General features: G+C 74.1%; 12 protein-coding genes and 1 tRNA gene. 8 read left to right on the top strand and 5 right to left on the bottom strand.

Annotated features, from left to right (window positions below):
- Positions 1 to 25 precede the first annotated feature (25 nt).
- Entirely contained in the window at positions 26 to 1033 is a 1008-nt protein-coding gene (locus AB0947_RS06370; protein WP_366749094.1) for a LacI family DNA-binding transcriptional regulator, read from the top strand.
- Positions 1034 to 1058: 25 nt separating this feature from the next.
- Here AB0947_RS06370 and AB0947_RS06365 read toward each other — a convergent pair whose 3' ends face one another.
- A complete protein-coding gene (locus tag AB0947_RS06365; RefSeq protein ID WP_030646947.1) occupies positions 1059 to 1403 on the bottom strand; it encodes a cupin domain-containing protein in 345 nt (114 codons plus the stop codon).
- A 129-nt stretch (positions 1404 to 1532) separates the two neighbouring features.
- Here AB0947_RS06365 and AB0947_RS06360 point away from each other — a divergent pair, with 129 nt between their 5' ends.
- Complete coding sequence (locus AB0947_RS06360) at positions 1533 to 2048, top strand: hypothetical protein (RefSeq protein ID WP_366749093.1); 516 nt, start codon at positions 1533 to 1535, stop codon at positions 2046 to 2048.
- A 28-nt stretch (positions 2049 to 2076) separates the two neighbouring features.
- Here the strand turns inward: AB0947_RS06360 and AB0947_RS06355 are convergent, their stop codons facing one another.
- Entirely contained in the window at positions 2077 to 2655 is a 579-nt protein-coding gene (locus AB0947_RS06355; RefSeq protein ID WP_366749092.1) for a helix-turn-helix domain-containing protein, read from the bottom strand.
- 242 nt (positions 2656 to 2897) lie between these two features.
- On the opposite strand from AB0947_RS06355, the gene AB0947_RS06350 reads away from it, so the two are divergent.
- Together AB0947_RS06350 and AB0947_RS06345 are read left to right on the top strand one after the other, a co-directional pair.
- The gene (locus tag AB0947_RS06350; protein ID WP_366749091.1) at positions 2898 to 4328 is read left to right on the top strand and encodes an MFS transporter; all 1431 of its coding nucleotides are present in this window, start codon (positions 2898 to 2900) and stop codon (positions 4326 to 4328) included.
- 45 nt (positions 4329 to 4373) lie between these two features.
- A tRNA-Pro gene (locus AB0947_RS06345) sits at positions 4374 to 4447 on the top strand.
- A gap of 93 nt (positions 4448 to 4540) precedes the next feature.
- Here AB0947_RS06345 and AB0947_RS06340 read toward each other — a convergent pair.
- Both AB0947_RS06340 and AB0947_RS06335 read right to left on the bottom strand, forming a co-directional pair.
- The gene (locus AB0947_RS06340; protein WP_366749090.1) at positions 4541 to 5608 is read right to left on the bottom strand and encodes an NAD-dependent epimerase/dehydratase family protein; all 1068 of its coding nucleotides are present in this window, start codon (positions 5606 to 5608) and stop codon (positions 4541 to 4543) included.
- A 13-nt stretch (positions 5609 to 5621) separates the two neighbouring features.
- A complete protein-coding gene (locus tag AB0947_RS06335; RefSeq protein WP_366749089.1) occupies positions 5622 to 6074 on the bottom strand; it encodes a MerR family transcriptional regulator in 453 nt (150 codons plus the stop codon).
- Positions 6075 to 6257: 183 nt separating this feature from the next.
- On the opposite strand from AB0947_RS06335, the gene AB0947_RS06330 reads away from it, so the two are divergent.
- The 4 genes from AB0947_RS06330 to AB0947_RS06315 all read left to right on the top strand — a co-directional run bounded on the left by AB0947_RS06330 (position 6258) and on the right by AB0947_RS06315 (position 10583).
- Entirely contained in the window at positions 6258 to 7046 is a 789-nt protein-coding gene (locus AB0947_RS06330; RefSeq protein WP_366749088.1) for a LytTR family DNA-binding domain-containing protein, read from the top strand.
- 76 nt (positions 7047 to 7122) lie between these two features.
- A complete protein-coding gene (locus AB0947_RS06325; protein ID WP_366749087.1) occupies positions 7123 to 7527 on the top strand; it encodes a hypothetical protein in 405 nt (134 codons plus the stop codon).
- A 49-nt stretch (positions 7528 to 7576) separates the two neighbouring features.
- Positions 7577 to 9331, top strand: coding sequence for a cation acetate symporter (locus AB0947_RS06320; protein WP_366749086.1), 1755 nt, complete (start codon positions 7577 to 7579; stop codon positions 9329 to 9331).
- 34 nt (positions 9332 to 9365) lie between these two features.
- Positions 9366 to 10583, top strand: coding sequence for a histidine kinase (locus AB0947_RS06315; RefSeq protein ID WP_366749085.1), 1218 nt, complete (start codon positions 9366 to 9368; stop codon positions 10581 to 10583).
- 18 nt (positions 10584 to 10601) lie between these two features.
- On the opposite strand, the gene AB0947_RS06310 is transcribed toward AB0947_RS06315, so the two are convergent.
- Positions 10602 to 12035: an amino acid permease gene (locus AB0947_RS06310; protein WP_366749084.1), complete on the bottom strand. Its 1434-nt coding sequence runs from the start codon at positions 12033 to 12035 to the stop codon at positions 10602 to 10604.
- Between the last annotated feature and the right edge of the window lie 130 nt (positions 12036 to 12165).

The raw sequence follows: 12165 nt of genomic DNA, 5'->3' as shown, positions 1-12165 counted from the left end.
CACGCCGCGTGGAACGGTCCATCCCATGAGGGCGCCGACGATCCGTGACGTGGCGGAACGGGCGGGCGTGTCGAAGTCGCTCGTCTCCCTGGTGCTGCGCGGTTCCGGCCCGGTGCGCCCCGAGAAGCGGGAGGCGGTCCTGCGGGCCGTGCGCGAGCTGGGCTACCGGCCGAACGCGGCGGCCCGCAGCCTGAGCGAGCGGCGCACCCGCACCATCGGTGTCCTCCTGGACGACCTGCGCAACCCCTGGTTCGTGGAACTGCTCGACGGGCTCAACTCCCCGCTGCACGCGGCCGGTCTGCACATGCTCCTCGCCGACGCGCGCCTCAACCGGCGGATGGGCCACGACCTCGCCGAGCCCTTCCTGGACCTGGGCGTCGACGGACTGGTGGTGGTCGGCACGGTCCCGGACGCGGTCGGCCTCGGCGTGCTCGCGCGGCGGATGCCGGTGGTCGTGGCGGGCGCGCGCGAGGCGCAGCCGCCGGGCGTGGACATCGTCGCCGGGGACGACGAGCGGGGCGCCCGGCTCGCCACCGAGCACCTGCTCGGGCTCGGCCACCGCCGGATCGCGCACCTCGCGGGCCACGGCGCCGTCGGCGCGCTGCGCCGGCGGGGCTACGAGGCGGCGATGCGGGCGCACGGCGCCGAACCGCTCGTCGAACCCGGCGACCTGACCGAGGAGGGCGGCTACCGCGGGACCGTCCGCCTGCTCACCCGGCGCGAGCGGCCCACCGCGCTCTTCGCCGTCAACGACATGGCCGCGGTGGGCGCGCTGTCGGCGGCGGGCGAGCTGGGGCTGCGGGTGCCCGGCGAGCTGTCGGTGACCGGGTACGACAACACCAGCGTCGCCCGGCTGCGGCACCTCTGGCTGACCACCGTCGACACCGCCCCGCACGAGGTGGGCCGGCGCGCCGCCCGCTGCCTGCTGGACCGCTTCGAGCGGCCGGGCGGTGCGGGGCGGGTACGGCTGGCCGCGCCGACGCTTCGGATCCGGGGGACGACGGGGCCGCCCGGGGACGGCCTCACGGGTTGACCGGCCGCACGCCCGGCCGACGGCCTCACAGGTTGATCGCGTAGGCCTTGCGCAGCGTCTCGTGCACGGTCCACGTCGTACGGTCGCCCGCGCGGAGCACCGCCATGTCACCGGGCCCCACCGTCAGCGTCGGCCCGTCCTCGACCTCGATGGTCGCCGAGCCGCTGATCACCACGAACAGCTCGTCCGCCTCGGTGTCCGTGACCACTCCCGGCGTGATCTGCCAGATCCCGCGGAGCTGCCGGCCGTCCGCCGACTCCCACACCACCTTCCCCGTCACCTCGGGGTTCCCGGCCACGATCCGCTCCGGGTCCAGGGGTTCGGGTGCGAGGTCGGCGTCGGGGATGTGGAGCGCGAAGCTGTGCGTCATGCAGCGACCCTGTCCGGTGCGCCGGCCGCGCCGCCATGGACAGTGTGTGGGGCATCGGGCCTGGTCGCAGGACACTTCGTCGGGGAGCGCCGGCTGGCGGGGGCCTGGGGCCCGGGTGATCGTGGGGACATGGCTGACTCCACGGCGGCCGGACCGGCGCCGCCCCGGCAGCACGACACACGGGAGATCGTCCTGTTCGGCGGGGTGTACGGCGCCGTCCTCGCCAGCTCGATGGTTGCGGCGCTCACCCAGTACGGGCACACGTCCGCCGACGTCCGCGGCTACGACGCCGCGTGGGTGCTGGTGACCGCGTGCGCCTCCGCCCTCGCCCACGGCTACGCCCACTACATCGCCGAGCGCGCCCCGCACAGCCGGTGGGACGTGCTGCTCGCCATGCGCAACGAGTGGCCGCTGGTCACGGCCGTGCTGCCCACGGTCTTCCTGCTCGCGGGCGCGCGCTGGGGCTGGTGGCCCGCGAAGGGCATCGAGTACGTGGCGTTCGCCCTCAACATCGTGATCCTCTTCGGCATCGGCCTCGTCACCGCCCGCTGGTCGGCGCGCCGCTGGCCGACCGCCCTGCTGATGGGGCTCGGGGACGCGTGCCTGGGGGTCGTGGTGGTGGTGGCGAACGCGATCATCAAGTAGGGCCGGGCAGCGCGGGGACCGGCGGGGTTCAGCGGGACGCGCGCACCCCGTCCAGGGCGATGGCGAAGACCCGGTCGCGCTGGGCGTCGTCCTCGAACGCCGTCGCGGTGATCCCGGCGACCATCCGCAGCAGATCACCGAAGTCCATGTCCGCCCGGGCGACGCCGGCCCGCTGCGCGCGCTCCAGCAGGGGGCCGCCGGCCGCGTACATCGAGTCGCGGCAGGACTGGAAGATGCCGGACTCGCCGTCGAGGGCCTCGCGGACGGCGCGCTTGGTGACCATGTACCCGGCGAACCGGTTCAGCCAGGCCGTCAGCGCCTCCCACGGTTCCCGGTCCGCGAGTTCCACGGCCGCCCGGCACAGGGCGTTGACCTCGTCGGCGTAGACGCTCTCGAACAGGTCGCGGCGGGTCGGGAAGTTCCGGTAGAGCGTGCCGATGCCGACCCCCGCGCGGCGGGCGATGTCCTCCAGGGAGGCGTCGGCGCCGTGCTCCGCGAACGCCTCGCGGGCGGCGTCGAGCAGGGCGTCGTAGTTGCGGGCGGCGTCCTTACGGTGCGGCCGGCGGGCCGCCACGATCTCGCCGACGGGGAACGGCGTGGCCGTCACTGCTGCCTCCCGGGAGGGAATCGACTGGAACCGGAGGTCTACCTCCGCTACAGTGGAGGCACACCTCCACTTTAGCAGTGCGGGGTCGGCTCCGCCGTGGCCGGACGCGGCCCGCGGAGCCGGCCCCGGGCATCCCCGTGGCGCGGCCCGTACGACCGCGCCCCTCGGTACCCGGCTCACCCGGTGCCGCCCCCCACGTCCCCGTTCTCCCTCCGCATCCCTGATTCCGGAGAGGCTTCCTCATGCCCCGCGCGTCCACTCGCCTCACCTTCGCGGTCCTCGCGACCGGTGCCGGCGTGTTCTCCATGCTCCAGTCGCTGATCGCGCCGGCCCTGCCGACCGTCCAGCACGCCCTGCACACCTCGCAGTCCACCGCGACCTGGGTGATGACGGCCTATCTGCTGTCCGCCTCGGTCTTCACCCCGATCCTCGGCCGGGTCGGCGACCTCGTCGGCAAGAAGCGGACCCTCGTCGCCGTCCTGCTGGCCGTCCTCGCGGGCTGCCTCGTCGCCGCGCTGGCCCCGACCATCGGCGTGCTCGTCATCGCCCGGGTCGTCCAGGGCGTCGGTGGCGCCCTGTTCCCGCTCTCCTTCGGCATCATCCGGGACGAGTTCGCCCCCCATGAGGTCAGCGGCAGCATCAGCAACCTCTCCGCCGTGATCGCCGCCGGCGGCGGGGTCGGCATCGTGGCCGCCGGCCCGATCGTGTCCGCGCTCGACTACCGCTGGCTGTTCTGGATCCCGGTGGCGATCGTCGCCGCGACGGTCCTGATCGCGCTGCGCTACGTCCCCGAGGCGCCCAAGCGGGCGGAGGGGAAGGTCAGTTGGAGCGGCGCCGTGCTGCTCGCCGGCTGGCTGGTGGCCCTGCTGCTGCCGCTGAGCCAGGCCGGCCAGTGGGGCTGGGGCTCGGCGAAGGTGCTCGGCCTGTTCGCCGCCGCCGTCGTGCTGTTCGGCGTGTGGCTGGCGACCGAGGCCCGCTCGCGGTCCCCGCTCATCGATCTGCGGGTGCTGCGGCTGCCCGCGGTGTGGACGACCAACACGGCCGCGCTGCTGTTCGGCGCCGGCATGTACTCGATCTGGTCCTTCCTGCCGGGCTTCGTCCAGACGCCGTCCGCGGCCGGTTACGGCTTCGGCGCCAGCGTCACCGCGTCCGGCCTGCTGATGCTGCCGATGCTGGTCGCGATGTTCCTCTCCGGCGTCCTGTCCGGCCGCCTGGAGCCCCGCGTCGGCGCGAAGGCCCTGCTCACCACGGGTGCCGCGCTCGGCGCGGTGGCCTGCGGCCTCCTCACCCTGTGGCATGACGAGCAGTGGCAGGTGGCGGTCGTCTCGGGCCTGTTCGGCCTCGGCATCGGACTCGCCTTCGCCTCGATGGCCAACCTGATCGTGGGCAGCGTGCCGGTGGAGCAGACCGGCGCCGCGACCGGCATGAACGCCAACATCCGCACCATCGGCGGCTCGATCGGCGCCGCGCTCACCAGCGTCCTGGTCACCGGGCGGCTCCAGCCCTCGGGCCTGCCGTACGCCTCCGGCTACACCCACGGCTGGGCCCTGCTCGCCGTCCTCTGCCTGGCCGCGACCGGCGCCGCCCTCCTCGTCCCGGTCCACCGCACCCGCCGCCCGGCCGCCCCGGACGCCGTACCGGGTCCGACACGGGCACCCGCTCAGGTGCGGTAGGGTTGACCTGCGTGATCACGCGGAACGCTCCGCGTGAGACCGCGGCGGGACGTGGCGCAGCTTGGTAGCGCACTTGACTGGGGGTCAAGGGGTCGCAGGTTCAAATCCTGTCGTCCCGACTCGTGAGAGTCGCAGGCCAGGGCCGGTTCCGGAGCCATCCGGAACCGGCCCTGTCGTGTGCCCGTGGACCGGACGGCCCGGATTCCGGCGGTTCAGCCGGCCCCGGGCAGGGTGAGTCCCGACCGGATCAGGCCGTCCGCGGTCGCCACGATCGTCTCGACCGTGCCGCGGGGCTCCCAGCCCAGCACGGAACGGGCCTTGTCATTGCTGATGACGGGGATGCGTCCGCCCAGGACCGCGGCGTCGCGCAGGGCCGGTTCCGTCTTCGCGGCCTCGCGCACCTGCTCGATGGTCAGTTCCTCGCGGGGCAGCAGACCGGCCGCGGCGGGGACGTGCTCACGCAGGACCTGTGCCATGCCGAAGAGGCTGATGGACGGTCCGCCGACGGCGATGAAGCGCTCTCCCGCCGCCTTCGGGTGCAGCATGGCGCGCAGGTGCAGGTCCACGACGTCCCGTACGTCGACGACGCCGAAGTACATGACCGGCACCACGGGCATCCGCCCGGTCAGCATGCCGGCGACCAGGCCGACGGAGCCGGAGGGCCGGTCGCCCAGTCGGGGACCGAAGATGCCGGTGGGGTTGACGACCGTCAACTCGATGTCCGCGTGGTCGCGGACGTAGTCCCAGGCCGCGCGCTCGGCGAGCACCTTCGACTTGTGGTAGGCGGGCAGGCCCTCGGTGTCCGGGTCGGTCCAGTCCTCCTCCGAGTAGTGGTCGCCGGGCTTCACCGTGTATCCGACCGCGGCGAAGGACGACGTCATCACCACGCGGGGGACGCCGGCCTCCCGGGCCGCGGAGAGGACCCGCAGCGCACCGTCACGGGCCGGGAGGACGACGTCGTCCTCCGTCTTCGGCGGAGTGGTGGGGAAGGGCGAGGCGTGGTGCAGTACGTGACCGACACCGTCCATGGCCTCCGCCCAGCCGCCGTCGGCGCCGAGGTCGGCGACGGCGAACTCCAGCCGGTCCGCCGGATCGACCCCGGCCCGCCGGAGCGCCGCCCGGACCTGGGCCTCCTGCCCGGGTTCCCGGACGGTCACACGGGTCCGGTACCCCTCGTGCAGCAGCCGGGCGATCGAGTGGCCGCCGACGAGGCCGGTACCACCGGTGACGAGTACCCTCCCGCGTCCTGAGGCGGGGGCTACGTCCTTGTGCGTGTTCATCGTGCTCGGTCCTTCAGTCGGTGAACTGGTCCATGACGCGTGTGACGTCTTCGATCGCGCGCTTCTCGGCGGCGGTGTCCCCACGGACCCGGGCGTCCCAGAGGTCTGCCTTGCCGCGCAGATACGCCAGGCGGAGCCGGAGCCGCTCGATGTCGGCGGCCAGCTTCCCGGCCTGTGCGGCGAACAGGTCCCGCTGTTCGGCCGCCGCGGAGTCGCCCTGGGCGAGCAGGTCCAGGTAGCGGCGCATTCCGCCGACCGTCATCCCCGCCGACCGCAGGCAGGCCAGCGCCTCGACCCGGTCCGCCGTCGCCGGGTCGCAGCGGCGATGACCGCTGGACTCGTCGCGGGGGACCCTGCCCAGCAGGCCGATCTTCTCGTAGTAGCGGAGTGTGGGCTCGGTGAAACCCGATCGCCGGGCCATCTCCTGGATGGTCAGACCCGCCGCGCGGTCTGTGCTTCCTGCCATGCGGTCAAGCCTCCGGCACCTCAAGCGCTTGAGGTCAAACCGGAACGCGGCGATGCGACGCGCGTCACCCAGCAGGGTGGCGAACCGGAGGCGCGTCCCGTTGAACCCGCCGGCCCCACACCCCGTGCTCCCCACGGGGACACCGCGCCCGCGGTGCCCGTCCGTCCGCCGGGGGGAGTCGCCGTGCTTCGGGTGCTGGCCGTCGATGACGAGGAACCGGCGCTCGCCGAACTGCTGTTCCTGCTCCGGGCCGATCCCCGGGTGCGGTCGGCGGAAGGGGTCCTCGAAGCGGCCGAGGCGCTGCGGCGGCTGGGCCTGCGGGGGCCGGACGGTGCGGCGGACGTCGACGCGGTGTTCCTGGACGTCCGCATGGCGGGTCTCGGTGGCCCGGACCTCGCCCGGCTGCTCGCCGGCCGCGCCGAGCCGCCCCGCGTCGTCTTCGTCACCGCGCACGCGGAGCGCGAGGAGTACGCCCTGCGGGTGCCCGGGCTCCCGGTCGTCGACTGGCTGCTCAAGCCGGTGCGGCGCGAGCGTCTGGCCGAGGCGGTCCGGCGGGTCGCCGAGCTGGTCGCGGCCGACCGCGCCCCCCACCCGGGGCGCTGCGGGGTCCGGTCGCCCGCCGACGGTGTCGCGGTGGAGGGCGAGGGCGGCACACGGTTCCTGCCCGTCGCCGACATCACCCGTGCCGAGGCCCATGGCGACCACGTACGGCTGTACACCCGCCAGGACAGCCACCTGGTGCGCATCCCGTTGTCCACGCTGGAGGAGTGCTGGCGGGCGAAGGGCTTCGTGCGGATCCACCGGCGCCATCTCGTCTCCCTCGCCCGCATCGACGCGCTACGGGCCGACGGGGGCAGGCTGACGGTCAGGATCGGCGCGTCGGTGCTGGTCGTGAGCCGCCGGTCCGCCCGTGAACTGCGGGACCGGCTGGTCGAGAAGGCCACGACGAACCCGCCCGTCAACGGCCGCTGACCGGAAGCTGTCGCTTTGGTTCCCTGGTGCGTACACTCCACTGCGAAGTGTGATCATCGCGGTCGGAGGACGCGGCATGGGTGCACCTGGGACTCCTCGACGTGAAGTGGTCACGGGGACTCCGCGTGCCGCCCGCGCGGACCACGCAGGCCGGGGGAGCCGTGCCGGCCACGCCCGCCCCGGTGCCGTCCGGGGTACGGAGGAGCGTCCGGCCGTCGAATCCCTTGCCCTGCGCTCCCTGATACGCCGTCAGCTGAGGCTCGCGCTCCTCGCGTTCGGGCTTCTCGTCGTCCTGCTCGGGCCGCTGCCCCTCGTCTTCACGGCCCTGCCGGACACGGGAGCCTGGCCGGGCGGCGCCCTGATCGTCTGGGCCGTCCTCGGCGTCGCCGTCTACCCGGCGCTCGTCGTCCTCGGCCGCTGGTACGTCGTACGCGCCGAACGCAACGAACGGGACACCGCGGACCTCGCCGAAAGGGCCTGACGGTGACCGACGCGCGACGACACCGGCCCGGCCGCGCGGGGGCCGCCGGGTGAACCAGACGTACGGCATCGTGGCCGTGTCCGCGGCGGTCGTCGCGACCCTGGTGATCGGCTCGGCGGGGCTGCGCATCTCCCGCACCACCTCCGACTTCTACGTCGCCTCCCGCACCGTCCCGCCGTACCTCAACGCCATGGCCATCAGCGGCGAGTACCTGTCGGCGGCCTCCTTCCTCGGCATCGCCGGACTCGTCGCCGCCGAGGGCGTCGACATGCTCTGGTTCCCCGTCGGCTACGCCGCCGGCTACCTCGTGCTGCTCGTGTTCGTCGCCGCCCCGCTGCGCCGCTCCGGGGCGTACACCCTGCCCGACTTCGCCGACGCGCGGCTGGAGTCGCGGGCCGCCCGGCGCGTCGCCAGCGTGCTCGTCGTCGGCGTCGGCTGGCTCTACCTGCTGCCCCAGCTCCAGGGCGCGGGCCTCACCCTGGGCCTGGTCACCGGCGCACCGCGCTGGCTCGGCGGGGTGCTCGTCGCCGTCGTCGTCACCCTGGCCGTGGCCGCCGGCGGCATGCGAAGCATCACCTTCGTCCAGGCCTTCCAGTACTGCCTGAAACTGACCGCGCTCCTCGTGCCCGCGGTCTTCCTGGTGCTCGCCTGGCACGGCGACCCGCGCCCCGCCGACGCCCTGGACGAGCCGCCGACCTTCCGCCGGCACACCCAGGTCACCGTCGAGACCACCGTCCGCATCAGGATCGGGACGCCGCTGCGGGCCGTGGTGACCGGCGCCGTGGACGGACAGGGCTACGACGACGGCCGTCTGCTGCTGGACCCCGGGGTGCACGAGGTCCGCGCCGGGACGACCCTGCGGTTCCCGCCGGACTCCCCGGTGCCCGGGCGCGAGTCCGACGACGGACGGCGCACCGGAGCCTCCAGCTGGGCGGAGCCCCTGTCGGGCGGCAAGGACGATCACCCCCTGTACACGACGTACGGGCTGATCTTCGCCACCTTCCTCGGCACCATGGGGCTGCCCCACGTCCTCGTCCGCTTCTACACCAACCCCGACGGCCGCGCCGCCCGCCGCACCACCGTGATCGTGCTCGCCCTGGTCGGCGGCTTCTACCTGCTGCCGCCCCTCTACGGCCTGCTCGGCCGGATCTACGCCCCCGACCTGCTGCTCACCGGCACCACGGACGCCGCGGTGCTCGTCCTGCCGGAACGGCTCGTCGGCGGCGCCGGCGGCGACCTGCTCGGCGCGCTGATCGCCGCCGGCGCCTGCGCGGCCTTCCTGTCCACCGCCTCCGGGCTCACCCTGTCCGTCGCGGGCGTGCTCAGCCAGGACGTGCTGCCCTCGCTCGGCGTGCGCCACTTCCGGCTGGCGACGCTCCTGGCCGTCGCCGTGCCCGTCACGGTGAGCGTGGCCGCCGGCAACCTCCCCGTCGCCAACGCGGTCGGCCTCGCCTTCGCGGTGGCCGCCTCCTCCTTCTGCCCGCTGCTGGTCCTCGGCATCTGGTGGCGCGGCCTCACCGCACCCGGCGCCATCGCGGGACTGCTCACCGGCGGCGGCAGCGCCCTCGTCGCGGTCGCCCTGACCATCGCCGGGCCCCTGACCGACGGCTGGGCGCACACCCTGCTCGCGTGGCCGGCCGTGTGGTCCGTACCGCTCGGCTTCCTGACCATGATCCTGGTCTCCCTGGCCACCCGGCACCGGATCCCGGCCGGCACCGAGGCCGCCATGGCCCGCCTCCACCTGCCCGAACGCCCCGCCGGCCAGGGCGCGCCCCCCACCCGCCGAGGAGTGACCACCCCATGACGACCCACCGGCCCGCGGCCGAGGGAGCCCGCGCGTGAACGGGTTCGCCCTCCTCGCCGCCGGGGCCCCGCTGCTGTTCGCCGGGGGCCTCGCCGCCGGACGCCTGCTGGCCCGCCGCGCCACCGAGGGCGGTACGGACCCCGGCACCCCCGTGGAACGCGCCACCTTCCACACCCTGCACACCGCGTCGCTGGCCGCACCCCCGCTGCGCGCCGGACTCACCGAGGACGCGGCCCGCAAGGCGGTACGGCGGCTCCGGCCGCTGTTCGGCACGGCCGCCCTCGCTCTCACCGACCGGGACCGGCCGCTGGCCTGGGACGGACCGGGCCGGCACCACGAGGACACCGTCTCGGACCGGGTCCGTCAGGTGCTGGAGACCGGCCGCGCCCAGACCTTCGCCGTCGGCTGCCCCGACCCGGAGTGTCCCGTGCGCTGGGGCGCCGCCGTGCCGCTCACCGTCGACCGGCGGGTGCTCGGCGCCCTCGTCGTGCTCGGCGCCCGGGAGTCGGCGTCCCTCCTGCGGGCCGCCGGGGAGGTGGCGCGCTGGGTGTCCGTACAGCTCGAACTCGCCGAGCTCGACCGGGCCCGCACGGGGCTGATCGAGGCGGAGATCCGGGCGCTGCGCGCGCAGATCTCCCCGCACTTCATCTACAACTCCCTCGCGGCGATCGCCTCGTTCGTCCGCACCGATCCCGAGCGGGCACGCGAGCTCCTCCTGGAGTTCGCCGACTTCACCCGCTACTCCTTCCGCCGGCACGGCGAGTTCACCACCCTGGCCGAGGAGCTGCGCTCCGTCGAGCAGTTCCTGGAACTGGTCCGCGCCCGGTTCGGGCAGCGGCTGCGCGTGACCCTCCAGATCGCCCCCGAGGTGCTGCCCGTGACGGTGCCCTTCCTGTGCCTCCAGCCGCTGGTGGAGAACGCCGTCAAGCACGGGCTGGAGGAGAGCGTCGAGCGCAGCCGGATCAGCATCACCGCGCTGGACGAGGGGGCGCTGGCCCGGATCGTCATCGAGGACAACGGGGTCGGCGTGGAACCGGACCGGCTCCGCCGGATCCTGCGCGGCGAGGGCAGCCCGTCGGCCGGCATCGGGCTGCGCAACGTGGACGAACGGCTGCGGCAGGTCTACGGCGACGACCACGGGCTGGTCATCGAGACCGGCGTCGGAGCCGGCATGAAGATCACCATCCGCGTCCCCAAGTACCGGCCGGGAGTGCACAGCACGCCCCCGCGCACGGCGTCCGGCAGCGCCTGAGGGAGGCCGGCCGGGACGTCAGCGCCCGGTTGCCGAGGGCTGTGCCCGCTTGCGCTGCCGCAGCGCCGCCATCACCGCGTAGACAATGATCCCCACGAACAGGAACAGCACGCCCTGGTACACCGCCGCGTAGCCGGCGCCCGCCATCAGCCACACCGAGAAGACGGCGGCCACGGCGGTGACCACGCAGTCCCGCACCAGCCGGGACCGGTCGACCGCCCCGGGACGGCCGGACACGAGGTGGAAGATCTGCGCGGCGGCGGCCAGCAGGTACGGGACCGTCGCGGTGAACGTGGTGACCAGGACCAGGACCTCGAAGACCTTGCCCGAGCCCGAGAAGTAGTTGTAGACGGTGAGCAGCGAGGCGAGGACGACCGTCACGCCCACCCCGACCGTGGGCACGCCCCGCCGCCGGCGCGTGAAGGCGCTCGGGAACAGCCCGTCGCGGGCCGCCGCGTACGGAGTCTGGGCGCTCAGCAGGGTCCAGCCGTTGAGGCAGCCGGTCATCGACACGAGGGCGGCGAGCGCCACGGCCGTACCACCCCAGCCGCCGCCGAACATCGTGTTCACGGCGTCCGAGAACGGCGCGGTGGAGGTCACCAGGCGGTCGTGGTCGACCGTGCCGAACACCGACAGGGTGCCCAGCAGGTACACCAGCGCGGCGCCCGCGGTGCCGATCACGGTGGCGCGCCCCACGTTGCGCCGGGCGTTCCGGACCTCGCCCGCGCTGACGGCGGCGGACTCCACCCCGAGGTAGGAGAAGAGCAGCAGGGCGGCGGAGGCCGACACCGCGCCGATCGCGCCCTGGCCGCTGGAGTTGAACGGGCCGAGCCGGCCGGGGTCGAAGAAGAACAGGCCGCCGACCGCGACGAGCAGCAGCGGCACGAACTTCAGCACGGTGGACACCAGCTGCACGGCACCCACGTACCGGGTGCCCGCGAAGTTGGCGAGGGCGGGCAGCCACTGCAGGACCAGCGCGGCCAGGCAGGCGGTCCAGCGGTGCTGGTTCACCGGGACCAGCACGTCGAGGTACCCGACGGCGGCCACGGCGAGCGCGGCGTTCGACACCCAGGTGGTGATCCAGTACGACCAGGCGGCGAGGAACCCGGCGAAGTCGCCGAACGCCTCGCGGGCGTAGACGTAGGGGCCGCCGGTGCGCGGGTCGCGCGCGGCGAGCCGGCCGAAGACCAGGGCCAGCGCGATGGCGCCGACGGTCAGCACGCCGAAGGCGACCAGGCTGACCGTGCCGTAGGGGGCGATGGACGCGGGGAGCAGGAAGATGCCGCCGCCGATGATGTTGCCCATGACCAGCGCGGTGGCGACGGGCAGGCCGAACCGGCGGGCATGCCTGCCGCTGTCGCCGTGCGGGTCCTCGGCGGGAGCCGTGGGGGTCTCCGCGGGGATCTCCGCGGGGGCCGGAGCCGACTGCGGGACGGTTCCGGTGTTGTGCATGGGTGGTGCGCCTCTCATGGAACTGGTGATCCCGGGATCACCGGGACGCGTCCCATGGTCGGGGATGTACCGATGTGACTCAAAATCGCCGCTTTTTGTTCCGTGCGAGCCGCCGGATCGTGCAAAAAGC

It is taken from the genome of Streptomyces sp. NPDC047841 (assembly GCF_040704085.1).
GTDB classification, from domain to species: Bacteria; Actinomycetota; Actinomycetes; order Streptomycetales; family Streptomycetaceae; genus Streptomyces; species Streptomyces argyrophylli.
The sequence above is the reverse complement of the archived record's forward strand: the minus strand, read 5'-3'. Positions and strand labels throughout refer to the sequence as shown.